Below are 24,237 nucleotides of genomic sequence, written 5' to 3' on the forward strand. Positions count from 1 at the left end.
GAACCTACTGCACGCCTTCGAGCAGACCGAGCGCGATGGCGCGCCGCACCGCGTGCTTGCGCGAGCTCGCGTCGAGCTTGCCGAACAGATTCTTCAGATGCCACTTGACCGTGCCCTCGCCGACCGCCGCCGCGAGCGCAATTTCCTTGTTGGTCAGATTGCGCGCGAGCAGTTCGAGAATCTCGCGCTCCTTCGGCGTGAGAATCACGCTCGGCAACGCGCGCGGCCCGCCCTCGCCCGAGCGCGGCGGCACGCGCACGACATGCGGCGGCACGATCGGGCGCTCGCCGGGCTCCGTCTCTCCTTCCTCGCTCACGCGCCGGGCCCAGTCGGCGAGCGCGGGATGCGCGTCGATCAGCACGCGCCCGAGCCGATACGCGCGGGCGAGGTTCAGCGCTTCGACGAACAGCGTGCGCCCCTCGCCGCTCGTGCGTTCGAGCGCGAGCGCGCGCAAGGCCATCAGCTCGATGCGCTGGCGGCCGAACTTCGTCGTCGTGGCGATCTGTTCCGCGCGCTCGAACGGCTCGATCGCGGCCTGCCAGTCCTGTCGCGCGAGCGCGGCGCTGCCGCGCGCCATCGCCTGGATCGTCTGCGCCGACTGACGCCAGATCGGGCCGCGCGCGCCGATGTGCTCATCGACGATCGCATCGATGCGCTCGACGAGCGCGTCGCAGGTCTGCGCGCGGTAGCGGCCCGCGTGCGCGCGCACCTGCTCGACGAGGCTTATCAGGCACAGACGCGGCAGATTGCGCGCGACGCCCATCGCGTGAAGCATTTCGAGCAGATCGAGCGCGCGATGCTCGTCGCCGCGCAAGGCCGCGATGCGCGCCGCCGTGCGATACGCGAGCACGACGGTCTCGGGCAGCGCCGCGCGCTCGAGCACGTCGAGGCGGTTGGCGAGCAGCGCGCCGGCTTCGTCGATGCGATCGTCCTCATACGCGATCGACGCGCACGTCGCCGCGAACATGCACGTCAGCGGATGACGCCGCCCGAGGTCCTCTTCGGCGCTCGCGAGCGCGGGCAGAAGCACGCTTTCGGCAAGTTTCACCTGCCCTTCGCGCATCCACGTGAGACCGACCATGTGATCGCCCCAGCGCGCGAGATAGCCGAGGCCCTTGCCGATCTGCGCGCGCGTCACCGACTGCTGCAGACGCCTCGCCTGCGCGGGCTCGCCGAGGAGCATCGCGCGGGCGACGAGGCGGTTCGCGTGCGCCTGCGCGAGCCACGAGTCCTTCGGAGGCGGCTTCTGCGCCCACGGCTCGAAAAGCGCGAGGAAGCGGTCGGGATCGTCGGCGTACCAGGCGGCCGCGCTCGTGATCAGCGCGCATTCGTAGCGCAGGGCATCGTCGGCGCCCGGCGATGCGAGCACGCGCTCCACCTGCACCTCAGCCTCCTGATGACGTTCGCCGAGCGCGAGCGCCCACGCGACGGCCAGACGCAGCCGCGGACGCTTCTCCAGCTCCGGCTCCGGCAGGCGCTCCAGCCAGTCGAGCACGGTGCCGAGCTGGCCCTGCTTCACGGCATCGTGCAGCGATTGTTCCGCGAGTTCGTACGCATGCTCGCGATCGCCCGCGTCGTGCGCGTGGCGCGCCGCCTGTTCGAGCATGCCGCGACCCGCGAGCCAGCGCGCCGCGCGCCGATGCAGTTCCGCGCGCTCGGGCTCCGGGAGCGCGGCGAAGCGCGTCTGCAGCACGTCGCGCACGAGCGGATGCAGACGGCACCATTCGCTTTCTTCGGCGGTGACGAACACCGGCGTATCGCGCGTGAGGTGCGCGAGGTGCTGCGGGGCGTCGTCGTCGTCCGTGAGGGCGGCGCACAGGTCGGGATGCAGCACGTCCGCCACGCTGATGCGCGTGAGAAAACGCTCGTCCTCGCGCGAGAGTTCCTTGAGCAGCGCCGCGACGAGCGGTTCGCGCAGGCCGCGCGGCCCCGCCGCGAGATTGTCGAGCGCCGCGCGCGGATCGTGTGCGCGCGCCATCGCGGTCAGCGCGAGCTGCAGGCCGAGCGGCCAGCCATCGGTGATTTCGAAGAGGCGCGCGCTGGCGTCGGCGTCCACGCGCGCGCCGAAGCGCTGCGTGACGAGCGCGATGGTCTCATCGACGCGAAAGCGCAGCGCCTCCGGACCGACCAGCTCGGCCTGCCCGTAGGCGAGCAATTCCGCCGCGGGCTTGTCGAGACCCTGCCGCCCCGCGGCGACGATGCGCAGATTCTGCGGCGCGTTGTGCATCACGTAGTCGAGCAGTTGCGCGCCGGAAGGCGGCAGCCTGTCCGCTTCGTCGACGATCAGCACGACATCGAGCGAAAGCTGCGCCAGTTCGGCGAGCCACGCGGTCGCGAGATCGAACGCGCCGGTGGCCGCGCCCGGGCTTTCGGCGATCACCCGGCCGAACGCGGGCCGCGCGCAGCCGGTGCGGATCGCGTGGACGAGCGCGCGCAGAAAGCGTTCGGCGTCGTCGCGGTCGTCGGCGAGCAGCCACGCCACGGCCGCGCCGCGCGCCAGAAATTCGCGCCGCCATTGCGCGAGCAGCGAGGTCTTGCCGTAGCCCGCGCCGGCCTGAACCAGCACGATCTGGCGCCCCGCGCCGGCGGCGCTTTCGGCGGTGAGGCGCGCGCGCGCGAGCAGGCCGGATGGCGCGCGCGGGGCCATCGTCTTCAATACGAGTTCGGTGGAGGGGGCGTCGTTGGGCATCGGAATTTTCTTGTAATTCGCACAAGGATGGTTCGTTTGGCGCACTGGCGTCAAGCCCCTCCCGACGCGAGAGGGGCGCGAGCCCGCCCCCCGCACTACGATGCATTCAATCGTGCAACTGCAAGCGGAAGGATCATCATGTACCGACACCTGCTCGTGCCCGTCGAGCGCAGCGACGCGTGCGTCGAGGCGATTGGCCATACGGCCGAGCTCGCGCGTTCGCTCGGCGCGCGCATCACGTTCGCCTGCCGGAACGGCGGAAAAGGCGGCGACGCAGCGCAGCATCGGCATGCCGAAGCGCTGCTCGCCCGCGCTCAGGCCGCGGCGCGCGCCCAGGGCGTGGCGGCGTCGGTGCTGGCCGTGCCCGGCGGGTCGACGCTCGGCGATATGGGCCGCGAGGCATCGCGTGACTACGACCTCGTCTGCATCGCGCAGGGCAGCGCCGTGCCGCCGGTTCCGGGCGTCGCCGTTCTGGTCTGCCCGAGCGACGCGCGCCCGGCGGTGGCCAAGGTGGTCGGCGCGCTGCTCGCCGCGCATCGCAGGCAATCGGATACCTACGACGACGCGCTCGCCGCGCTGCACATGAAGCGGTTCGATCCGCGAACGATTGAAGGACTTTGCGAAGAACATCGCGAAGAGACGGCACTGACGACGGCATTGCGCGAGCGAACCTCCGCGCTCGATGCCGAGCTCGATGAACTCGCCCGCCTCGCCGAACGCGAAGCGGCACTGCTCGCGGGCATCGCGGAATCGCCCATGAGCGACGTGGTCATCGAAGATGCCCTGCATGCGTGCGCGCGCTTCGCGTGGGAACGCATGGGACGAATCGAAGGCGCCGTGCTGCCGGCAGCGCGCCGCTATTTGCGCGACGCCGACTGGACCGCACTCGCCGACAAGGCGCGCTGACACTACCGGTAACGAATATCAGGAGATGAAGACAATGGCACATGCAATCCGCTTTCACGAAACCGGCGGCCCCGAAGTCCTGCGCTGGGAAGAAGTCAGCGTCGGCGAGCCCGGCCCGACGGAGGTCCGTCTGCGCCACGAGGCGGTCGGACTCAATTTCGCGGACACCTACTTCCGCTCCGGCCTGTATCCGGTGCCGCTGCCCGCGGGCATGGGCGTCGAGGCCGCGGGCGTCGTCGAGAAGGTCGGCGCGAACGTCACGCACCTGAAGGAAGGCGATCGCGTGACCTACACTGGATTCGTCAACACGCTCGGCGCGTACAGCACGGAGCGCATCATCTCGGCCGCGCCGCTCATCAAGCTGCCCGATGCGATCGACTGCACGCGCGCCGCCGCGATGACGATGCGCGGCCTCACCGCCGCCTATCTGATGACGCGCATCCGCCGCTTCGAGCGGGGCGACACGCTGCTCTTGCACGCAGCGGCGGGCGGCGTCGGACTGATCGTGTCGCAATGGGCGAAGCTGCTCGGCGTGACGGTGATCGGCACGGTGTCGAGCGAAGAGAAAGCGCGCGTCGCGCGTGAGCACGGTGTGGCGCATGTGATCGACTACAGCCGGGAAGACGTCGCCGCGCGCGTGCGTGAGCTGACCGATGGCAAAGGCGTGAATGCGGTGTTCGACAGCGTCGGCAAGACCACCTTCAACGCATCGCTCGATTCGCTCGCGCGCCGCGGCCTGATGGTCTGCGTCGGCACGGCATCGGGTCCGATTCCGCCCTTCGATCCGCAACTGCTCGCGATCAAAGGCTCGCTGTATCTGACGCGCCCGGCGCTCGCGGATTACATCGCCGATCCGGCCGAAAAGAACGCGCTCGCCGCCGAATTGTTCGATCACGTCGCGAACGGGCGCATTCGCATCGAAATCAATCAGCGCTACGCGCTCGCCGACGCACAGGACGCGCACCGCGATCTCGAAGCGCGCAAGACCACGGGTTCGTCCGTGTTCGTCGTCTGAGGAGACATCATGCGTATTGAACAACTCACGTGCGCCATCGGCGCTGAACTCAAGGACGTCCATCTCGCGGACGCCATTCACGACGATTCGCTCTTCGCCGAGATCCGCGCCGCGCTGCTCGCGCACCGCGTGCTCTTCTTGCGCGACCAGGAAATCACGCGCGCCGAGCATGTCGCGTTCGCGCGCCGCTTCGGCGAGCTGGAGGATCATCCGGTCGCGGGCAGCGATCCGGACCATCCCGGCCTCGTGCGCATCTACAAGAATCCGGATCAGCCGAACGATCGCTACGAAAACGCATGGCACGCGGATGCCACGTGGCGCGAAGCGCCCCAGTTCGGCGCCGTGCTGCGCTGCCTGGAATGCCCGCCGGTCGGCGGCGACACGATGTGGGCCAACATGGCGCTCGCGTATGAAAGACTGCCCGCGAACGTGAAGGAGCAGATCGCGGATCTGCGCGCGCGGCACAGCATCGAGGCGAGCTTCGGCGCGGCCATGCCCATCGAGAAGCGTCTCGCGCTCAAGGCGCAGTTTCCCGATGCCGAGCATCCGGTCGTGCGCACGCATCCCGAGACCGGCGAGAAGGTGCTGTTCGTCAGCGCGTTCACGACGCACTTCACCAACTATCACACGCCCGAGCGCGTGCGCTTCGGCCAGGATGCGAATCCGGGCGCGGGCCAGTTGCTCGCCTATCTGATCAGCCAGGCGTATATCCCCGAGTATCAGGTGCGCTGGCGCTGGTCGAAGAACAGCATGGCGATCTGGGACAACCGCAGCACGCAGCACTATGCGGTGATGGACTATCCGCCGTGCCATCGCAAGATGGAGCGCGCGGGCATCATCGGCGACGCGCCCTTCTGATATTCGATGCCGGACCTCGGGTCCGGCATCGATGACCATTGAGGTCGTCATCACCGTCGCGCTGTATGGGCCGAAGTGGATGCCCGCGGACATCCCCATGACGATGCACGAGCACGTGCAGAACGCCGTCGACTGCTACGACGCCGCGTAAAACGCGTCCCGGGAACGGTCCGGCCATGCGCCGGACCGCGTAGTCGAGGATGGCTTATCGCGGAGACTGGCCGGCCAGGTGCCGGAGGATGTCGGCGGCCGCCTGCGCCGCCACTTCGCAGCCCAGTACGATATGCGCGTCGGCCGTGTCTTCGATGAAGTCGTGACTGACTCCGCCGATGCTCGGCACGAACAGCATGCACGCCGGCACATGATGCGCGATGACCTGCGCATCATGTGACGCGCCGCTCGGCATGCGCTCCCATTGTCCCGGCGCGAGCGCTTCGGCGGCGCCGGCGATATGCGCCTGCAATGCGGCGTCCATCATCACCGGTTCTTCGGGCGGCTCGCTGTCGGTCATCGCGACGCTCACTTTTCCTTCGGCGTTGAAGTCGCGGATGAGCGCCGCGAGCGCGGTCTCCATCGCGCGCAAACGCCCGGCGCTGGCGTCGCGGAATTGCAGGTACATGTCCGCCGCGCCCGGCACCACGCTGAACGAGCCCGGATCGAGGTCGATGCGTCCGACGGTCCACACCGTATCCGCATCCGCGAGCTGGCGGAAGGCTTCGTCCATGCGCGCGATGAACGCGACGAGCGCCGCACCCGCGTCGCGGCGAATCGACATCGGCGTCGTGCCCGCGTGGTTGCGCTGCCCGATGAAGCGCAGCTTGAGTTCGCGTATGCCGACGATCGTCGTCACCACGCCGATCGACTTGCCATGCGCCTCCAGACGCCCGCCCTGCTCGATGTGCGGCTCCATGTACGCCTTGTGCCGCGCCTTTTCGAGGCGCACGCGCGGCGCTTCGGCGAGTCCCGCCTGCTTTAGTGCATCGCTGAGCAGCACGCCTTCGCGATTGCGCGCGCTCCCGATAGCCTCATCGACCCGTTCGCCGACGAAGCTGCGGCTGCCGAGAAAGCCCGAGAACGTGCCCTCTTCGTCGATCCACGATGCGACGTCCACCGCGAAATGACGCGTCTCCTCGCATTCGGCGAGCGCGCGTGCGATCTCCAGGCCGTAGATGACGCCGAGCGCGCCGTCGAGCCAGCCGCCGGTCGGCTGCGTGTCCGTGTGCGAGCCGATCAGAAGCGCGGGGCCGGCGTTGCGCGAGCGGCCGAACACCGTGCCGACGCCGTCGATCGTGGTGCTCAGGCCGGCGTCGTTCAGGCGCCCCGCGAGCCAGCGGCGCGCGTCCATATCGACCGGCGACAGCGAAAGACGCACGACGCCCGGCCCTGTCGCGCCGAACGTGCGCAGATGTCCGAGGTCGTTCAGCAAGCGGTCCGGATCGATCTTCAACACAGTTGTCCCTCTTCGTGCGTGGAGAAAGCCGTAGCGTATCAGCGGCGCGCGCTCAAGGCTGCGTGCGCGGCGTCATCGTGCACATGATGAGCGGTATGACGGCGATCGCGGCGCCCGCGAAGAATGTCATCGACGCGCCGTGGCGGTCCCAGATCCAGCCCGCGATCACGCTCGACAGCACCATGCAGACGCCGCTCGCGAGATTGAACACGCCGAACGCGGTGCCGCGCAGCGCGGGCGGCGCCGATTCCGCGACCATCGCCGCGAGAATGCCCTGCGTGAAGCCCATGTGCAGCCCCCACACGGCGACGCCCGCGAACAGCGCGATCATCGAGTCGCGGGAACCGAGCAGCACATCGGCGGCGATCAGCAGAACGAGGCCGCAGGCGAGCAGCGCGCGGCGGTCCCAGCGATCCGACAACACGCCGGCCGGATACGCGCTGAGCGCATAGGCTAGGCTCATCACGACCATCACGCCGGGAATCCAGGCGATATCGAGGCCGGTCTGCTGCGCGCGCAGCACGAGGAACGCCTCGCTGAAGCGCGCGAGCGTAAAGGTCGCGCCGATGCCGACGACATACCAGTAGCGCCCGGAAAACTCGCGCATCGACTTCCAGTGCAGCGGCGCACGGAACGCGCGTTGCGCGGGCGCGGAGTCGGGTTCGCGAACGCCGACGAGAATGATGCCCACCGCGATGAACGCCGGAATGGCGGCGAACCACAGCACGGTGCGGATGTGATCGGAGAACGCGAGCATCAGCACGATGGCGAGCAGCGGGCCGGCAAACGCGCCGATGGTGTCCATCGACTGGCGCAGGCCGAAGCAGGCGCCACGGATCTCGGGCGGCGCGACATCCGCGACCAGCGCATCGCGCGGCGCGCCACGGATGCCCTTGCCGAAGCGGTCCAGCAGGCGCGCCGCCGCGACGACCGCGGGCGTTTCGGCGAGAGGGAACAGCGGCTTCGTCAACGCGGCGAGGCCGTAGCCGAAGAGCAGCAGGCCCTTGCGCCGGCCGAGCCAGTCGCTCAGCGAGCCGGAAAAGACCTTCACGATCATCGATGTCGCTTCGGCCGCGCCTTCGAGCGCGCCGAGCGCGGTGACGCTCATGCCCATCGTGGTCACGAGGTAGATCGGCAGCAGCGCATGAATCAGTTCGGACGACAGGTCCATGAACAGACTGACGAGGCCGAGCGCCCAGATGGTGCGGGGCATGGGCGGACGTCGGGGCGATGTGGCGCGGGAGGGCATCGGCTGGCACTCGGGAGGGCGAGTTGATTCGACTCCATCGCACCAAAAAAATGCCCCGCTCGAAGCGGGGCATTCGTTCCTGCGACCCGCACGGTTCGCATCAGGTCACCGGCGCCGGATTGAACAGCACGAGCGCGTTGTGCAGTTTCAGCGCCTCGGCCTTCGTCTGCTGCTTCCCGCTCGCGACATCGAGCATCAGGCGGAACAGCTCCCAGCCCACATCCGCGATGGTCGCTTCGCCCGTCGCGATGGTGCCCGCGTTCACGTCCATCAGATCGTGCCAGCGGCGCGCGAGATCCGAGCGCGTCGCGACCTTGAGCACCGGCACTTCCGCGAGGCTGTACGGCGTGCCGCGCCCCGTCGTGAACACATGCAGGTTGATGCCCGCCGCGAGCTGCAGCGTGCCGCAGATGAAATCGCTCGCGGGCGTCGCCGCGTAGATCAGACCCTTCTGCTTCACCTTCTCGCCCGGCGACAGCACGCCGGAAATGGCCGAGCTTCCCGACTTGACGATGGAGCCCATCGCCTTCTCGACGATGTTCGACAGCCCGCCCTTCTTGTTGCCCGGCGTCGTGTTCGCGCTGCGGTCCGCGCCGCCGCGCTTCAGGTAATCGTCGTACCACTGCATCTCGCGGATGATGGCCTGCGCCACTTCGCCGTTCGCCGCGCGCGCCGTCAGTTGCGCGACGCCATCGCGCACTTCCGTGACTTCCGAGAACATCACCGTCGCGCCCGCGCGCACCAGCAGATCCGTCGCGAAGCCGACAGCCGGATTCGCCGTCAGGCCCGAAAACGCATCGCTGCCGCCGCACTGCACGCCGACGACGAGATCGGCCGCGGAGCACGTCTCGCGCCGGCGATTGTTCAGGCGCTTCAAATGAGTTTCCGCCATGCGCATGATCGACTCGATCATCGACGCGAAGCCGACGTGCGATTCGTCCTGCAGCACGACCGTGCCGCCGTTGTCGTCGTGCGTGTTGTCGCCGATATCCGCGACGTCTTCCGTTTCCGCCGACGCCGACGCGATCGGAATGGTGCCCGGCGGCATCAGGCGTTCCGGCTGCAGCTTCTCGCAGCCGAGGGACACCATCATCACTTCGCCGCCGAAGTTCGGATTCAGCGCGATGTTGCGCACGGTGCGGATGGGCACCATCGCGTCGGGCGCGTCGATGGCGACGCCGCAGCCGTAGGTGTGGCCGAGGCTCACGACATCGTCGACATTCGGGTATTGCGGCAGCAATTCCGCCTTGATGCGCGTGACCGCGTGCTGCACGACATCCGCGACGCATTGCACGGTGGTCGTGATCGCGAGGATGTTGCGCGTGCCGACCGAGCCGTCCGCATTGCGATAGCCCTCGAACGTGAAGCCTTCGAGCGGCGATTCGTCCGGCGCCTTGATCGTCGCGATGGGCAGGTCGTGCAGTTCGGGCGGCGTCGGCATGCGCGTGACGTGCTCGTTGATCCAGCTTCCCTTCGGCAGCGCTCTGGTCGCATAGCCGATCACCACGTTGTAGCGGATCACCGCGTCGCCTTCCGCGAGATCCTTCAGCGCGACCTTGTGACCTTGCGGCACGCGCTCGCGCAGCACGAGGCCATCGGCGAACGTGGCGCCTTCGCCGAGACCGCCGTCGTTCACCACGATCGCGACGTTGTCGTCCGGATGGACGCGAATATAGAGAGGGGACTGATTCATTCTGACGAATCCTTGAGCGAACACCGCGCGGCTGCGGCTTGGAGTTATGTCATCCTACAACATAGACAGTCACAATTGGTAAGTATTTACCCGAGTCGATTGATCTTACTGGCTTAAATCGATTGTACGACGACTGTCTATGTTGTACGATGACTTATAAGCTCGGCAACCGCCGGTCGCTGACCAACGAGATCCACACCATGACGACACCGCAAGAACTGAAGCAAATCGTTTCTGAAGGCCTGCTCTCCTTCCCCATCACGGACTTCGACAAACAAGGCAACTTCCGCGCGGACACCTACGCGCAGCGCCTCGAATGGCTGGCTCCGTATGGTGCTTCGGCGCTGTTCGTCGCGGGCGGCACGGGCGAGTTCTTCTCGCTGACGCAACCCGAATATTCGCAGATCGTGAAGACGGCCACCGAAGTGTGCCGCGGCAAGGTGCCGATTCTCGCGGGCGCGGGCGGCCCGACCCGCACGGCCATCGCGTTCGCGCAGGAAGCCGAGAAGCAAGGCGCGCAAGGCATTCTGCTGATGCCGCACTATCTGACGGAAGCGTCGCAGGAAGGCATCCGCGCGCACGCCGAAGAAGTCTGCCGCGCCGTGCCGAACATGGGCGTCATCATCTACAACCGCGCCAACTCGAAGCTCAACGCAGACATGCTGGAGCAACTCGCGGACACGTGCCCGAACCTGATCGGCTTCAAGGACGGCGTCGGTGAAATCGAGAACATGGTGACGATCCGCCGCCGTCTCGGCGACCGCTTCTCGTACCTCGGCGGCCTGCCGACGGCCGAAGTCTACGCCGCCGCATACAAGGCGCTGGGCGTGCCGGTGTACTCGTCGGCGGTGTTCAACTTCATCCCGAAGACCGCGATGGAGTTCTACCGCGCGATCGCCGCGGACGACCACGCGACCGTCGGCAAGCTGATCGACGAATTCTTCCTGCCGTACCTGAAGATCCGCAATCGCAAGGCGGGCTATGCGGTGTCGATCGTCAAGGCAGGCGCGAAGCTCGTCGGCCACGACGCGGGTCCGGTGCGCGCGCCGCTGACCGATCTGACCGAAGAAGAGCTCGAGCAGCTCGACGTGCTGATCAAGAAGCTCGGCGCGCAGTAAGCAATACGACACGCAATGAAGTTGCGTAGCACCGGAGCGAGGCGCTGAAGCGCCAGCTCCGGTCGCAGGAGACAAGCGAAGCGGGGGAACGCGTGACGCCGCAAGGCGTGGTGCGTCGCTTCGCACACGAGGGCCGCTCGAGGACGAACCGAGTGGCCCTGCGTGCATCAGCACGTTCGAGTGAAAGGGGAAGTCCATGTCCATGAGCCGCACCGCGAATCCCGCGGACGTCATGAAGCGCACCAAGGTGCGTTATCTCATTCTGTTGCTGATCTTCGTGATCACGACGTTCAACTACGCGGACCGCGCGACCTTGTCCGTGACCGGCTCCGCGATGCGCGCCGAATTCGGCTTCGATGCGATCCGCATGGGTTACATCTTCTCGGCCTTCAGCTGGGCGTATGTGCTCTCGCAAGTGCCCGCGGGCTGGCTGCTCGACCGCTTCGGCGCGCGGCGCGTGTATGCGGCGAGCATCTTCCTGTGGTCGCTCTTCACGCTGCTGCAGAGCTCGATCGGCCTGCTCGGCAGCGCGGCCACCGCCGTGACCGCCCTCTTCGTGCTGCGTTTCGCGATGGGCGCGGCGGAAGCGCCCGCGTTCCCGGCCAATGCGAAAGTCGTCGCGAGCTGGTTCCCGACGAAGGAGCGCGGCACCGCATCGGCGATCTTCAACTCCGCGCAGTATTTCGCGGCTGTCGTCTTCACGCCGTTGATGGCCTGGCTCACGCACGCATTCGGCTGGCATCACGTGTATATCGTCATGGGCGTCGCCGGTCTGCTGCTCGCGCTCACGTGGCTCTCCGTGATGAAGAATCCGGTGGACCATCCGCGCGTGAACAAACAGGAACTCGAGTACATCGAGGAAGGCGGCGGTCTCGTGCATGGTCATCAGCGCGCGGGCGGCGCATCGCGTGCTTCTGGCAATCGCGTGGGCTGGCCGGTGGTGAAGCAACTGCTCACCAATCGCATGCTGCTCGGCGTGTATCTCGCGCAGTACTGCATCAACGTGCTCACGTACTTCTTCCTCACGTGGTTCCCGATCTATCTCGTGCAGGCGCGTCACATGACGATTCTGCAGGCGGGATTCGTCGCGTCCCTGCCGGCGATCTGCGGCTTCACGGGCGGCGTGCTCGGCGGCGTGATCTCCGATGGCCTCATCCGCCGCGGCAAGTCGCTGACCGTCGCGCGCAAGGTGCCGATCGTCGGCGGCATGCTGCTGTCGTCGTGCATCATCGGCTGCAATTATGTCGATACGGACTGGGTCGTCGTCGCGCTGATGTCGCTCGCGTTCTTCGGCAAGGGCATCGGCGCATTGGGCTGGGCCGTGGTCGCGGATACGTCGCCGAAGGAAGCCATCGGCCTTTCCGGCTCGATCTTCAACATGTTCGGCAACGTGGCGGGCATCGTGACGCCGATCGTGATCGGCTATCTCGTCGCGCAGTCGGGCTCGTTCAACGGCGCGCTGGCGTTCGTCGGGATCAATGCGTTGATCACGGTCTTCAGCTATCTCGTGATCGTGAAGGACATCAAGCGCGTCGAACTGCGCATTTGATGAGCCTGAACTGAGACGAGCCCGTTGCGTCGATGACGCAGCGGGCTCGTTTCATTTGGGCGGCTGCTCAGCTTGCCTGAATCACGTCGATGCGCAGCGCCTCGCCGCCATCGACGATCGAGAGCAGGCGATCCACATTCGGATGCGCGCCCGGACGATTGCGCGCATCGGCGGTATGTTCGGCGAACACGGCGAGCGCGTGTTCCGCTGCGTTGGCGTCCAGCGTGCCGAACGCCTGCTTCAGATAGTTATAGACCGCGAGCGAACCTTGCTTGCCCGGCTTGTTCTCGATGCTGGCGACCACTTCGCCTTTGCCGTCGATAAGATCGATGCGCTCGATGCCGTCGATGGCGGGCAGTTGCGCCAGGTTATCCTTGAATACATTGCTCGGCTGGATCACGAAAAGCACTCCATGTTATGAGTTGATGATGCGGGGCGCAGTATCTTAGCCCATCAGCCGGCATTGTCATGACCCGGCCGACCCCGCGTCTTGCGGCACCGCGGGTGGCTGCCACGGCGCCACGTGAATCGTCCGCGTCATGTAATCCGTACCGCTCAGGCCGAACAGCAGACTCAGTGTCAGCAAAGCCGTGATCGCGGCGATGCGGACCATCGGCGAGGCCCTGCGCAAATTCATGAAAAAGATCGCCACGAGCAACGCTTTCGCGACCCCAATGAGAAGGTTGATCGCGCTATTCCACGCGCCCAGCTTCAGATACGAACTGCCGAACGTCAGCAGCAGCAGCGCCAACAGTGCGGCCCATACCTTGAGTTCGTCCGCGTAGCGGCGTACCTCATGTAAGTTCATCCGCCACTCCTTCCTACGAGATACAACAAGGGATAAAGAAAGATCCATACGATGTCGACGAAATGCCAGTAAAGACCGGCCACTTCGATACGCTCGGCTTTCGCAAACAAGCGCTCACGACGGGAAAGTTCGAGCGCGAAGAGAACGACCATGACAATGCCGATGATCAGATGCAGTGCATGAAGGCCGGTCATGCCGAAATAGAGGAAATAGAACAACTGCGCGGCATCGGCATGGCTCGGCTCGGGAAATGCGAAGCCCGCGCCGGGCACGAGGTGCTCTTGCCACTCCTTCCAATACTCGATGCCCTTGATGGCAAGGAATACGCCGCCGAGCGCGGCCGTGAAAAACAGCATGCGCGCCGCGAGCCGCATTGCATCGATCTTTCGTGCCTGCACGGCGATCGCCATCGTCATGCTGCTCGTCAATAGCACGGCCGTGTTGATCGTGCCGAGCATGACATCGGTGTGACGGCTCGCGGCGGCAAAGCCTTCGGGAAAATGCGTGCGTCCGTAGAGGTAGCCGAAAAAAAGCGGGCCGAAGAACATCAGCTCCGTCGCAATGAAGGTCCACATGCCCAGCGTGGACGCTTCTTCCTGCTGCGCGGCGTTATCGAACTGTTCGGCATGACGGCTCATTGCGGCGCCTCGTCTCCGGTTTCCGGATCGTAGAGATATGGATCGCGCTGCACGACGGGCGGATGCTCGAAGTTATGCTTGGGCGGCGGCGAAGCCGTTTGCCATTCGAGGCCGGTGGCACGCCAGGGGTTCGGTCCCGCAGGCTTGCCATAGAAGAGCGACCATATCAGATAGCCGAAGGGCATCAGATAGCCGACCGCGAGAATCGATGCACCCGCCGACGACAAGACATTGAGCACCTGAAACTCCGGCGGATACGCATGATAGCGACGCGGCATGCCTTCGAAGCCGAGCAGGTACTGCGGAAAGAATGTCAGATTGAAGCCGAAGAAAATGATCAGCGCGGCCACGCGGCCCAGCATTTCCGGGTACATGCGCCCCGTCATCTTCGGCCACCAGAAGTGGATGCCGCCCAGATAAGCCATCACGGTGCCGCCCACCATGATGTAGTGAAAATGGGCGATGACGTAATACGTGTCCGTCAGATGAACGTCCAACGCCAGCGAGGCCAGCGTCAACCCCGCGAGCCCGCCGATGGTGAAAAGCCCGACGAAGCCGAGCGCGTAGAGCATGGGTGCGGAAAAGGTAATGCGGCCCTTGTAGAGCGTCGCGGTCCAGTTGAAGACCTTGATGGCCGATGGAATCGCAACCAGAAAGGACAGCAGCGAGAACACCATGCTCGCGTACATCGACTGACCCGAGACGAACATGTGATGGCCCCAGACCAGAAAGCCGATCGATGCGATGCCGAGAATCGCGTACGCCATGAAGCGATAGCCGAAGACGCGCTTGCGCGCGAAGCACGGAATGATTTCACTCGCCACGCCCATCGCGGGCAGCACCATGATGTAAACCGCCGGATGCGAGTAGAACCAGAAGAGGTGCTGGAAGAGCAGCGGATCGCCGCCGAGCGCCGGATCGAAGATGCCGATGTGCAGCAGGCGTTCCGCCGCCAGCAACGCGAGCGTCATCGCCAGCACCGGCGTGGCCAGCACGAGGATGATCGAGGTGGCGTAGTTGGCCCAGACGAAGAGCGGCAAGCGGAACCACGTCATGCCCGGCGCGCGCATCGTATGCACGGTGACGATGAAATTGAGGCCCGTCAGGATGGAGGAAAAGCCGACGATGAATACGCCGACCACCGCGATGATCACGTTGCTGTTCGAGAACATCGTCGAGAACGGCGTGTAAAAGGTCCATCCGGTATCCACGCCGCCCGCGTAGAGCGCGCCCATCGTGAAGAGGCCGCCCACCACGAAGATGTACCAGCTCAGGAGGTTCAGGCGCGGAAAGGCGAGATCGCGCGCGCCTATCATCATCGGCATCAGAAAGTTGCCGAGCGCCGAAGGAATCGACGGGATCAGGAACATCCACACCATGATCACGCCATGTGCGGTGAACAGCCGGTTATACGTGTCGGCCGAAACCAGTTGGCCTTGCGGCGTCATGAGATTCAGCCGCATGAGGGCCGCGGCCGCGCCGCCCACGAAAAAGAACGCCGTGATCGACACCATGTAAAGCCAGCCAATGCGCTTGTGATCGTGCGTGGTGAGCCACGACTTCAGCGTCCACTCGTCGAGATAGTCCGGCGCTTCGGCTTCACTGACTCGCGCGTGCATGATCGCCTCCGGTGGAACGGATGTATTCGATGATGGCCAATATGTCGTCCTCGCTGATCTGACCGGCGAACGACGGCATGATGGGCTCGTATCCGGCCACGACGTCCTTGCGCGGCAGCAGCATGGAGTCGCGGATATAGACTTCGTCGGCAATGAGCGACCGGCCATCGGCGAGATGAACTTCACGCCCCAGCAATCCGTGCAGATCGGGCGCGTGAACCGAGGATTGCGCCTCATGGCATCCGCTGCAACCATAGCGCCGGTATAGCTCGAAGCCGCGCGCGGCCATGCCCGGCTGATGATTGCCGCTCGCGAGCCACGCGGCAAAATCGCCCGGCTGCATCACGACGATGCGCCCGCCCATGGCCGCGTGGTCAGTGCCGCAATATTCGGCGCAATGGAGATGGAATTCGCCTGTTTCGGTCGCGGTGAACCAGATCGTCGTGTATCGGCCCGGCACGACGTCCTGCTTGATCCGGAAATCGGGCACGTAAAAGCTATGAATGACGTCCTGTGAAGTCATCACGATGCGCACCGGCCTGTTCACCGGCACATGCAATTCGTCGATTTCCCGCTTGCCGTTCGCGTGCTCCAGCTTCCACATCCACTGCTTTGCGACCACGAACACCGGCATCGCATCGGGCGGCACGCGATAGAGTTGCGTGAAGTCGTAGGCGGCCCATGCGAACGTGCCGATAAAGAGCACGAGCGGCGTCACGGTCCAGGCGATTTCGACCGCGCGGGCGGACGTCGGCGCATGACTGCGATCGGCCGTCGATCCCGCGCGGTAGCGAATCGAAAAGATCACGATCAACAGCGCCACGGCGAGCGCAACCGCGGCCAACACAATGAGCTGCGCGATGAAGAGCGCATCGTAGCGGCCGCTTGCCGTCGTCGCGCTGTGCGGAAAGAAGTGAAAGGAAGCATTCATGTCGCGCTCCTTTTCGTCGCGCGCCACAGCAAGACGAGAAGCGCCGCCAGCACCATCAGACATGCCGCGCGCACGCCCGCGATAATCTGCGCGCTGTAACGGCCCGTCACCGGGTCGTAATGCGAGCACAGCAACAGCAACTGGTCGACCGGCGAGCCGATGTGTCCCGACGAAGCATCGATCAGCGCGAGCCGCAGATCGCGCGGATCGAAACGCACACCCATGAAGTAATGAGAGATGCGGCCGTCTTGCGTGGCCACGATGAAGCCTGCCGGATGCATGTACTGCTGCAATTGCCGGTCGTAGACGTATTCGAACCCGACGCTGCGCGCGAGTGCGTCGATGTCCGGCTTCGTTCCGGTCAGCAGGGTCAGCTCGGCGCCCGTGTTGCCAAGCAGGGGCGCATAAGAGGCCTTCTTGCTGGCGGCGAGCCTGGGCGTCTCCGACGGATCGATGCTTACGCCCAGCACCCGGTAGGCATGTGGCGGCAGGCCCACGGCGGCAAGACTCTGGAGCACGCCGTCCATCAGCGTGCTGCACAGGTTGGGGCAATGGAAATAGCCCAGCACCAACACCACCGGCCGGTCGCCGAAATATGCGCCGAGATGCGCGGGCTTTCCGTTGTCGTCGATAAATGTGCTGGATAAAGGCAGTTTCGCATCGAGCCGTTGCACGTATCGCGTCTGCTCCGGCGGACGAACCGCGAGCGCCTGCGCGCGCACCGGATGATGCATGAGGCCGATGACGCAGGCGAAGACCAGGAGCAGCGTCCATCGGCGCACGCTCCCCCGCGCGATGCCGCTGGTCCCGCTCGCACTACGCCGCGATCCGTGCAGACGTGTCATGGAGACTCCTTGCGCACATCGGCCGATTTACCGCTTTGGCTTTGCCCTTGGCTCGTGATGCGCATCGCCTCTTCGATGGGAATACGCGCGATGCCGCCTTTCCGATCGATCCATTCCCACGATTCGAGCAACTTGCGCTTTTCCGCCTCATACTGCGCGCGATCCTGCCGCGGTGCGCTTTGCAATGTGGGCGGCGCCACTCGTGGCACCTTCCCGGCATCCGGCCCGCCATAGGGCTGCGCGCCGGACGGAGCGCCCCACCACTGCCAGAGGAGCCATGCCGCCAACACCACGAGCACGATGCCGATCGCAATGGAAGCGCCGCCCCACACCACGCCGCGAACGTTCACGTGATTCGGCGCAGGCGAGGTTTCCGGCTGGCGCTCAGACATGGCCGACTCCTGCTGCGGTGGTCGAGGCGATGCCGCCGCGCTTCTTCATCGCCACATAAGCAGCCACGAGGAAAGCGCTGATCGTGAGCGGCACGGTCCATAGCCACTGCAACCATCCAACCGGAAGCGAGGGAAAGATCGTCCACCAGACATCGAGCTGATGAGCGGCAAGCAACCCGGCCGCCAGCCACCCGAGCAGCGCGGGCGCTTCCTTGGCATTGCGAAAAAGCGGGATCAGCAGCGGCGCAAAAAAATGAAACAGCGCCAGAAGCCATGCGACGTAGAGCCAGCCGTGCTGCATGCGCGGGATGTACCACGCGATTTCATGCGGCAGATTTTCGGCCCAGATGATGAGGAACTGCGTGAACGCGAGATAGGCCCATGTCATCACGTACATCAGCAGCAGGTTGCCGAGGTCGCGAAAGATGATGGGCTGCGGCAAAGGACGCGTGCGTGTCGCGAGCAGCGCCGCGAGCGCCATGCCGGCGAGCGCCTGGCTCACGCCGACCAGCATGCCGAACACGCTCGAATACCAGACCGGCATCAGCGACATCACCCAGTCCAGTGCGGCAAGGCTTATCGTCAAGCCGTAGACGATCAGCGCTGCCGCCGAGAACCGTGCGGATCGCCGCCACGCCGGTTGCCTCGATAGCGATGCGAGCACCGTCCACACCGCGAGATAGAAGACACTGCGCGCGACGAAGAACCATGGCATGAGCCACATGCTCTTGAACCACGCACTCCTGGCCGGCAGCTCGCCCGCCCAGCGCTCGACGCCTGTGGATGCTCGCGGCGCCCATGGATACAGTTCGTGCATGCCGATCAGCACCGGCAGGAAAAGCAAGGCCAGAATCCACATGACGCGCGACAGTTCGAGCAAGGGTTGGCGAATCGCTTCGCCCCATCGCCCGCCGGTCAGGTTATGGACCCAGACGTTCGCGAGGCCACCCATCACCAACCCGCAGCAGAACCACCAGGTTGCAAGATAAGCGCCCAGCAGCGCCTGGGGAGCGAACGACCAGGCCGCGATGCAGGCAGCAACCAGGACGGCAAGCGCAGCCAGCGGGAGATAGCGGTTCATTGCGCGCCTCCCGTATTCGCGGCTTTCAGATGCTCGAGCACATCGGCGGGCAACTTCGAGACGTCGGCGTGCTGGCTCAACTGCAGCGCGCGGATATAAGCGACGATGGCCCATCGGTCGGGCGCATCGACTCTGTCGGCGTACGGATACATGACGCCATAGCCGTTGGTGACCACGTCGAAGAAGTGCCGGTCGGGCGCCTGGCGCAGGCGATCGTCGTGATACGAAGGCGGATGGGGAAAACCCCGTCGAGCGATGAAGCCGTCACCGTCGCCAACCGCGCTGTGGCACGGCATGCAATAAATCTCGTACCGTTGTCTTCCGCGTAGCAGAAGTTGCATCGTCACCGGATAGGGATTGGTTTGCGCAGTCCCGGCGGCGATGTCTCTGGTCACTTCATCGGTGCCCTCGCGCCCGCTCGATGTCCCGGCGAACGGTCCCTTCGAATAGGGCACGCTGCCTTGCGGAAGCGGGCGCGATGAATTGCCGTCCGCGAACAGCTCGCTACGCGAAAGCGGCTTGTATTTGGGCTGATCGTACATGTCCTGCTTCGCCTTCTCGCATCCGCTCAGCAACGCCGCCACGCAGCAGGACAACAGGATCTCCGCCACCTGCTTCATCGCGGCACCTCGACGACGGACATCGGTTGCAATCCTTCGAGAAAGCGCCTGCTGCGCTCGATATCGAAATGCGGGTCGCGCGCCGTCACGCACAGGAAAAACCGGTTGCGCGTGGCCTGTTCGAAATGAGGTGCATTGAAAATCGGATGAGTCAGGCGCGGCAATCCGTTCGCGGCCAGCATGCCGATCACCGCAGCGATCGCGGCGCCCAGGATGGTCAGCTCAAATGTCGGCACGATGAACGATGGCCAGCTATGCAAAGGCCGTCCGCCGACGTTGATCGGATAGTCGATCACCGCCGAATACCATTGCAGGAAATAGCCGCCCACTGCGCCCACGACGCCGCCGACGAGCGTGATGAGCGGCACCCTGTCGCGTCTGAAACCCACCGCTTCGGCGATCCCTTCCACCGCGTAGGGCGAATAGGCTTCCACATAGCGAAAGCCGCTATCTCGCGCGCGCTTTGCCGCTTCGAGCAACGCTTCACTGGTGCGGAATTCCGCGAGCAGACCGTAGATATCGTCGCTCATGCTTCGCCCTCCGCGCTTTCATGGACGAGTTCGCGCATCTCTGCGATCGAAATGACCGGCAGAAAGCGGATGAACAGCAGAAACAGCCAAGCGAAGAAAGCGATCGACCCGAGCAGTGTCACCCAGTCCCAGACCGTGGGGATGAAGAGTCCCCAGGCGGACGGCATGAAGTCGCGATGCAGACTGGAGACCACGATAAGAAATCTTTCCATCCACATGCCGACATTGACGACGAGGCTGATCGCAAACAACGTCAGCACGCTATGGCGCACACGGCGAAACCACAAAAGCTGCGGCACGGCGACATTGCAGAACATCATCGACCAGTAAACCGGCGCATAAGGACCCAGCCAGCGATTGACGGTCATGTATTGCTCGAACACATCCGCGCCGTAAAAGGCCGTGAGGATCTCCGCCGCGTATCCATAGACGACGATCAGGCTGGTCGCCAGCATCACCTTCGCCGCGTTCGCCAGATGCCGTTGCGTGATGAAATCCTCCAGGCCGAAAAAGTAGCGCAGCGGAATGGCGAGTGTGAGGACCATCGCAAAGCCGGAGAACAACGCGCCGGCCACGAAGTAAGGCGGAAAAATAGTGGAGTGATAGCCCGGTGTGTTGCCTATCGCGAAGTCCAGCGAGACCACCGAATGCACCGAAATCACGAGCGGCGTGGCGAGTCCCGCCAGCAACAGATAGGCACTTTCGTAGCGCGCCCAATGCCGCGCCTCGCCGCGCCAGCCGAGCGCGAGCAGGCCGTAGGCAAAGGTCGCGAAGCGCCTGCCGGCAGCGCACGACCGGTCGCGCAGCGTACCCAGGTCGGGAATCAGGCCGACATACCAGAAGAGCAGCGACACGATCAGATACGTGCTGATCGCGAAGATATCCCACACCAAAGGGCTGCGCCATTGCGGCCATACGTTCATGACGCTGGGATAAGGAATGAGCCAGTAAAAGAACCAGGGCCGCCCCAGATGCAGGATGGGAAAAAGCCCCGCGATACTGGCCGCGAACAGCGTCATGGCCTCCGCGAAGCGATTGATCGACGTGCGCCACTTTTGACGCAACAGCAAGAGGAACGCCGAAATAAAGGTGCCGGCATGACCGATGCCGATCCACCAGACGAAGTTGCCGATTGCGAAGCCCCACGCAACGGGAATGTTGACGCCCCAGATGCCGACGCCCTTGACGAAGAGCCACGTAATCGCGCCAAGCAGCATCAACGTGCCGGCGAATGTCACGAGGAATGCGGTCATCCACGGCCAGCGGACGGGGCGCTCGAGGACGAGGTTCGCGATCTTGTCGCTGACGCTCGCATAGCCCCAACCGGCGCGCAGGACGTCGCTATCCTTAGAAACGGGCGGCTGTTCCTGGGCCGGGTTCATGCCTGCTCCAGTTCGTCATCGGGATTGAGAATGAGCGCCGCATACGTGGTCCGTGGCCGCGTATTCAGTTCGGCCAGCAGCGCGTAGTCCAGCGGCGACGCCTTGGCCCGATTGACCTTGCTCGCCGGATCGTTGAGATCGCCGAACGAGATGGCTTCGGTCGGGCATACGGCCTGGCACGCGGTCACCACCTCGCCGTCCTGCAAGCGCCGCCCGAGCTTTTCGGCCTCGATGCGCCCGCGCGTGATGCGTTGCAGGCAGTAGGTGCACTTCTCCATCACACCTCTGCGCCTCACCGTCACCTCGGGGTTGTAGGCGGGTCTGGGGCGGTCGATAGCCGTATTCGCGTATTGCAGGAAGTTGAAGCGCCGGACCTTGTAGGGGCAGTTGTTCGAGCAAAAGCGCGTACCCACGCAGCGGTTATAGACCTGCACGTTGAGGCCCTCGCTGTCGTGCACGGCCGCGCCCACCGGACACACTTCTTCGCAAGGCGCGGTTTCACAATGCATGCAGGGTACGGGCTGAAAGGCGCTGCGCGGACTGGAAGCCGGTCCGACGTCGTAACGATCGACGCGAATCCAGTGCATCTCCCGCCCGCGCGCGACTTCTTCCTTCCCGACCACGGGGATGTTGTTCTCGGCCTGACAGGCGATGGTGCACGCGCGACAGCCGATGCAGGCATTCAGGTCGATCGCCATGCCCCACTTGTAGTCCTTGTATTGCCACTCCGGATAGATCGACATCTCGGGCGTGCGCTTGCGCGGCTCGTCATTGGCGAAGTGCGGGTTACGGTGGAATTCATCGAGCTTCGCCATCTGCACGATCTCGCGCCCTTCCATCTGCTGATGGTTTTGCGTGGTGGCAAATGCAATCTGGCGGCCGGTCTTTTCCGCCTTCAACGCGTGCGAGCCTCGCAAGACTCTGAGACGGTATGCATCGAAGCCCACGCCGTTGCCGACATGACCGGCTGCCCATCTGCCGTAGCCGAGCGGCAGCGTGATTGCGCCTTCCGCGTGAGCGCGCCACACCCATGCCGGCGCCTCGACCACGCGTTCCGGCGCATGTTCCAGCGACAAACGAAGCACGTCGCCGGTTTGCACGCCCAAAGCCTGCGCGGTGCGTTCGCCGAGCAAGGCCGCGTTGTCCCAGGTCATCGTGCTGAACGGACGCGGCAGCTCCTGCAACCAGCCGTTGTTGGCGAACTCGCCGCCTCCAACCGACGAATCGGCGACGAACAGTGCACGCAGCGCCGGACCATTGAAATCCGGCGGTGGCGGCAGATCGGGAAGACCGCTCAACGCGAGCGGCGAACTGGCGCTGCCCGCGATGAGTCCTTGCCGGAGCGTCTGCTGCCAGAATTCCTCGAAATTCCCGCCTTGCTGTTTGCGCTGCCAGTAGTCACGAACCAGCGCGTACCCTGCTTTCTCGTTGCCGTCGATCAGAAGGGCCAGCAACTCATGCGCCGAATGGCCGTGATAAAGCGGCGCAATGATGGGCTGCACGATGGACGCCGTGCCGTCGAACGCGCGGCCATCGCTCCATTGCTCGAACGCATGCGTCGCCGGCACGTGCCACTGGGTAACGCGCGCCGTTTCGTCGCGGTAAAGGCCGAGATGCACCGAAAACGGCAGCTTGCTCAAGGCGCGCTCAAAGCCGATATCCGGCGGCGCATCGTAGACCGGATTGGCGTCCAGCATGATCAGCGAAGTCACCGCGCCGGAGTGAATGTCGTCGACGAGCATCGCAAGCGATTCGGCGTGGTTCTCAGGCTGCGCTTCGACGGGTGCGATGGGCACGATCGTTTCGCCGACGTTGCCGAGATGAACGTTCATCCGATGCACGAGCGCACGCGTGCGCGGCGACATGCTGCCGCCGGCCACGATGATCGACTGTCCGCGATGCGCAGCCAGCCGACGTGTCAGCACCTCTTCCCATTTCGCGGCGCGCGCGTCGGAAGCGGACGGAATCTCGGATAGCCCGCCGCTATTCATACCCAGCCGGGACGCGATGCGCCATATCGTTCTTTCGATCTCGTGCGGCGGCATCGCGATGCGGTTGTCCGCCAGTGCGCCAGACAATTGCGGGCTCGCTTCGAGCGCATAGAGACGCTTGTCGAACTGCGGCGCTTCACTGCGGCGGTTGTGCAGGAAGTCGCGCGCGTGGCGTATGCCTCCGGGCGAGTCCACGAAGGGGTCCGCATCGACGCTCACTATGATGGCAGCGCGATCGAAGCGATACAGCATATCGGCAGGCTGTCCGAATGCCAGCCGGGCCGCTTCGAAGCCGGCATCGTCGTGCAGCGGATCATGGCAGTGCCAGCGCGCTTTCGGATAGCGCGCCAGCAAGCCGGCAATCTGGTCGGCGAGCGTCGGCGATGTCGTGGTCCCGGTCAGGATGCGAAGGCCGGCGCCGTCGTTAGCATTCCACTGTGCGCGTTGCGGCGCCAGGGCCGCCTTGAAGGCCTCCCACGTCGATAACACATCGCCGCGCTGCGCCGTCTGCGAACGGTCCGGATCCCAGAGTTGCAGCACCGAGGCCTGCGCGAATATGCCCGTCGCACCGAGGCTCGCGGGATGTTCGGGGTTGCCTTCCACTTTCGTGGGCCGCCCCATTTCGCTTTCGACCAGCACGCCTTGCGCATAACCGTGGTGGATGAAAGCCGTCGCGTAATACAGCGGCTTGCCGGGCACCATCTCTTCCGGCATCCGCACGTAGGGGACGATGACCTCCTGCGGCGGCCCGCTACAGCCGGCGCCGGCCAACGCGAGCGATGCAGCCATGATCTTGAGGAACGTGCGGCGTTCGGCGCTCGTTAGCTCGTCGTTGGCCGGTACGACCGGGATGAAAGGACGATGGCGCATGGT

The 24,237-nt window shown here is 64.9% G+C and carries 21 protein-coding genes; 5 read left to right on the forward strand and 16 right to left on the reverse strand.

All coding sequences use genetic code 11. The features are described 5' to 3' along the window. Window positions 1–4: 4 nt before the first annotated feature. Entirely contained in the window at window positions 5–2,689 is a 2,685-nt protein-coding gene (locus AWB78_RS03005) for a winged helix-turn-helix domain-containing protein (RefSeq protein ID WP_062602092.1), read from the reverse strand. A 138-nt stretch (window positions 2,690–2,827) separates the two neighbouring features. On the opposite strand from AWB78_RS03005, the gene AWB78_RS03010 reads away from it, so the two are divergent. Genes AWB78_RS03010 through AWB78_RS03020 form a run of 3 tightly spaced genes read left to right on the forward strand, consistent with a single transcriptional unit; the run spans window position 2,828 to window position 5,468 of the window. After that, window positions 2,828–3,595 (forward strand): hypothetical protein, encoded by a 768-nt coding sequence (locus AWB78_RS03010; protein WP_062602094.1) that lies wholly within the window; start codon window positions 2,828–2,830, stop codon window positions 3,593–3,595. A 34-nt stretch (window positions 3,596–3,629) separates the two neighbouring features. Next, on the forward strand, window positions 3,630–4,610 hold the full coding sequence (locus AWB78_RS03015) for a quinone oxidoreductase family protein (protein ID WP_062602096.1): 981 nt from the start codon (window positions 3,630–3,632) through the stop codon (window positions 4,608–4,610). A 9-nt stretch (window positions 4,611–4,619) separates the two neighbouring features. After that, window positions 4,620–5,468, forward strand: a complete 849-nt coding sequence (locus tag AWB78_RS03020; RefSeq protein WP_062602098.1) for a TauD/TfdA dioxygenase family protein — start codon at window positions 4,620–4,622, stop codon at window positions 5,466–5,468. A gap of 205 nt (window positions 5,469–5,673) precedes the next feature. Here AWB78_RS03020 and AWB78_RS03025 read toward each other — a convergent pair whose 3' ends face one another. The 3 genes from AWB78_RS03025 to garD form a co-directional block, all read right to left on the reverse strand. Continuing rightward, window positions 5,674–6,918, reverse strand: a complete 1,245-nt coding sequence (locus AWB78_RS03025) for a Zn-dependent hydrolase (RefSeq protein WP_062602101.1) — start codon at window positions 6,916–6,918, stop codon at window positions 5,674–5,676. A 52-nt stretch (window positions 6,919–6,970) separates the two neighbouring features. Then, on the reverse strand, window positions 6,971–8,167 hold the full coding sequence (locus AWB78_RS03030; protein WP_062602103.1) for an MFS transporter: 1,197 nt from the start codon (window positions 8,165–8,167) through the stop codon (window positions 6,971–6,973). A gap of 100 nt (window positions 8,168–8,267) precedes the next feature. Then, window positions 8,268–9,860, reverse strand: a complete 1,593-nt coding sequence (gene garD, locus AWB78_RS03035) for a galactarate dehydratase (RefSeq protein ID WP_062602104.1) — start codon at window positions 9,858–9,860, stop codon at window positions 8,268–8,270. Window positions 9,861–10,060: 200 nt separating this feature from the next. Between garD and kdgD the strand changes: the two genes are divergently transcribed. Both kdgD and AWB78_RS03045 read left to right on the forward strand, forming a co-directional pair. Then, complete coding sequence (kdgD, locus tag AWB78_RS03040; protein WP_062602416.1) at window positions 10,061–10,978, forward strand: 5-dehydro-4-deoxyglucarate dehydratase; 918 nt, start codon at window positions 10,061–10,063, stop codon at window positions 10,976–10,978. A 196-nt stretch (window positions 10,979–11,174) separates the two neighbouring features. After that, window positions 11,175–12,527 carry an MFS transporter gene (locus tag AWB78_RS03045; RefSeq protein WP_062602106.1) on the forward strand — a complete coding sequence of 451 codons (1,353 nt, stop codon included), beginning with the start codon at window positions 11,175–11,177 and terminating at the stop codon, window positions 12,525–12,527. 67 nt (window positions 12,528–12,594) lie between these two features. Here AWB78_RS03045 and AWB78_RS03050 read toward each other — a convergent pair whose 3' ends face one another. The 12 genes from AWB78_RS03050 to AWB78_RS03105 form a co-directional block, all read right to left on the reverse strand. Next, window positions 12,595–12,927 carry a DUF2322 family protein gene (locus AWB78_RS03050; protein WP_062602108.1) on the reverse strand — a complete coding sequence of 111 codons (333 nt, stop codon included), beginning with the start codon at window positions 12,925–12,927 and terminating at the stop codon, window positions 12,595–12,597. Window positions 12,928–12,993: 66 nt separating this feature from the next. Continuing rightward, the gene (locus AWB78_RS03055; protein ID WP_062602111.1) at window positions 12,994–13,335 is read right to left on the reverse strand and encodes a cytochrome C oxidase subunit IV family protein; all 342 of its coding nucleotides are present in this window, start codon (window positions 13,333–13,335) and stop codon (window positions 12,994–12,996) included. Continuing rightward, complete coding sequence (locus AWB78_RS03060) at window positions 13,332–13,973, reverse strand: cytochrome c oxidase subunit 3 (protein ID WP_062602113.1); 642 nt, start codon at window positions 13,971–13,973, stop codon at window positions 13,332–13,334. Before AWB78_RS03060 ends, AWB78_RS03055 begins: the two co-directional genes overlap by 4 nt. Continuing rightward, on the reverse strand, window positions 13,970–15,592 hold the full coding sequence (gene ctaD, locus AWB78_RS03065; protein WP_062602116.1) for a cytochrome c oxidase subunit I: 1,623 nt from the start codon (window positions 15,590–15,592) through the stop codon (window positions 13,970–13,972). Before ctaD ends, AWB78_RS03060 begins: the two co-directional genes overlap by 4 nt. Further along, on the reverse strand, window positions 15,573–16,523 hold the full coding sequence (gene coxB / locus AWB78_RS03070) for a cytochrome c oxidase subunit II (RefSeq protein WP_062602418.1): 951 nt from the start codon (window positions 16,521–16,523) through the stop codon (window positions 15,573–15,575). The genes ctaD and coxB overlap by 20 nt, the downstream gene beginning before the upstream one ends. After that, the gene (locus AWB78_RS03075) at window positions 16,520–17,368 is read right to left on the reverse strand and encodes an SCO family protein (RefSeq protein WP_062602119.1); all 849 of its coding nucleotides are present in this window, start codon (window positions 17,366–17,368) and stop codon (window positions 16,520–16,522) included. The genes coxB and AWB78_RS03075 overlap by 4 nt, the downstream gene beginning before the upstream one ends. Continuing rightward, window positions 17,365–17,760: a hypothetical protein gene (locus AWB78_RS03080; RefSeq protein ID WP_062602122.1), complete on the reverse strand. Its 396-nt coding sequence runs from the start codon at window positions 17,758–17,760 to the stop codon at window positions 17,365–17,367. Before AWB78_RS03080 ends, AWB78_RS03075 begins: the two co-directional genes overlap by 4 nt. Then, the gene (locus AWB78_RS03085; protein WP_062602124.1) at window positions 17,753–18,841 is read right to left on the reverse strand and encodes a hypothetical protein; all 1,089 of its coding nucleotides are present in this window, start codon (window positions 18,839–18,841) and stop codon (window positions 17,753–17,755) included. Before AWB78_RS03085 ends, AWB78_RS03080 begins: the two co-directional genes overlap by 8 nt. Continuing rightward, window positions 18,838–19,461, reverse strand: a complete 624-nt coding sequence (locus tag AWB78_RS03090) for a c-type cytochrome (RefSeq protein ID WP_062602126.1) — start codon at window positions 19,459–19,461, stop codon at window positions 18,838–18,840. Before AWB78_RS03090 ends, AWB78_RS03085 begins: the two co-directional genes overlap by 4 nt. Next, on the reverse strand, window positions 19,458–19,991 hold the full coding sequence (locus AWB78_RS03095) for a DUF3341 domain-containing protein (RefSeq protein WP_062602129.1): 534 nt from the start codon (window positions 19,989–19,991) through the stop codon (window positions 19,458–19,460). Before AWB78_RS03095 ends, AWB78_RS03090 begins: the two co-directional genes overlap by 4 nt. Beyond that, on the reverse strand, window positions 19,988–21,373 hold the full coding sequence (gene nrfD / locus AWB78_RS03100) for an NrfD/PsrC family molybdoenzyme membrane anchor subunit (protein WP_062602131.1): 1,386 nt from the start codon (window positions 21,371–21,373) through the stop codon (window positions 19,988–19,990). Before nrfD ends, AWB78_RS03095 begins: the two co-directional genes overlap by 4 nt. Then, window positions 21,370–24,234, reverse strand: a complete 2,865-nt coding sequence (locus tag AWB78_RS03105) for a 4Fe-4S dicluster domain-containing protein (protein ID WP_062602133.1) — start codon at window positions 24,232–24,234, stop codon at window positions 21,370–21,372. The genes nrfD and AWB78_RS03105 overlap by 4 nt, the downstream gene beginning before the upstream one ends. Between the last annotated feature and the right edge of the window lie 3 nt (window positions 24,235–24,237).

The organism is Caballeronia calidae (assembly GCF_900044055.2).
Classification (GTDB): domain Bacteria; phylum Pseudomonadota; class Gammaproteobacteria; order Burkholderiales; family Burkholderiaceae; genus Caballeronia; species Caballeronia calidae.

Coding starts and splice junctions, on each gene's coding strand:
- nrfD (WP_062602131.1), bottom strand. CDS start 21,373: ATGAACCCGGCCCAGGAACAGCCGCCCGTTTCTAAGGATAGCGACGTC.
- AWB78_RS03095 (WP_062602129.1), bottom strand. CDS start 19,991: ATGAGCGACGATATCTACGGTCTGCTCGCGGAATTCCGCACCAGTGAA.
- AWB78_RS03060 (WP_062602113.1), bottom strand. CDS start 13,973: ATGAGCCGTCATGCCGAACAGTTCGATAACGCCGCGCAGCAGGAAGAA.
- ctaD (WP_062602116.1), bottom strand. CDS start 15,592: ATGCACGCGCGAGTCAGTGAAGCCGAAGCGCCGGACTATCTCGACGAG.
- AWB78_RS03085 (WP_062602124.1), bottom strand. CDS start 18,841: ATGAACCGCTATCTCCCGCTGGCTGCGCTTGCCGTCCTGGTTGCTGCC.
- AWB78_RS03005 (WP_062602092.1), bottom strand. CDS start 2,689: ATGCCCAACGACGCCCCCTCCACCGAACTCGTATTGAAGACGATGGCC.
- AWB78_RS03015 (WP_062602096.1), top strand. CDS start 3,630: ATGGCACATGCAATCCGCTTTCACGAAACCGGCGGCCCCGAAGTCCTG.
- AWB78_RS03020 (WP_062602098.1), top strand. CDS start 4,620: ATGCGTATTGAACAACTCACGTGCGCCATCGGCGCTGAACTCAAGGAC.
- AWB78_RS03075 (WP_062602119.1), bottom strand. CDS start 17,368: ATGACACGTCTGCACGGATCGCGGCGTAGTGCGAGCGGGACCAGCGGC.
- kdgD (WP_062602416.1), top strand. CDS start 10,061: ATGACGACACCGCAAGAACTGAAGCAAATCGTTTCTGAAGGCCTGCTC.
- garD (WP_062602104.1), bottom strand. CDS start 9,860: ATGAATCAGTCCCCTCTCTATATTCGCGTCCATCCGGACGACAACGTC.
- AWB78_RS03090 (WP_062602126.1), bottom strand. CDS start 19,461: ATGAAGCAGGTGGCGGAGATCCTGTTGTCCTGCTGCGTGGCGGCGTTG.
- AWB78_RS03030 (WP_062602103.1), bottom strand. CDS start 8,167: ATGCCCTCCCGCGCCACATCGCCCCGACGTCCGCCCATGCCCCGCACC.
- AWB78_RS03080 (WP_062602122.1), bottom strand. CDS start 17,760: ATGTCTGAGCGCCAGCCGGAAACCTCGCCTGCGCCGAATCACGTGAAC.
- AWB78_RS03045 (WP_062602106.1), top strand. CDS start 11,175: ATGTCCATGAGCCGCACCGCGAATCCCGCGGACGTCATGAAGCGCACC.
- AWB78_RS03105 (WP_062602133.1), bottom strand. CDS start 24,234: ATGCGCCATCGTCCTTTCATCCCGGTCGTACCGGCCAACGACGAGCTA.
- AWB78_RS03010 (WP_062602094.1), top strand. CDS start 2,828: ATGTACCGACACCTGCTCGTGCCCGTCGAGCGCAGCGACGCGTGCGTC.
- coxB (WP_062602418.1), bottom strand. CDS start 16,523: ATGAATGCTTCCTTTCACTTCTTTCCGCACAGCGCGACGACGGCAAGC.
- AWB78_RS03055 (WP_062602111.1), bottom strand. CDS start 13,335: ATGAACTTACATGAGGTACGCCGCTACGCGGACGAACTCAAGGTATGG.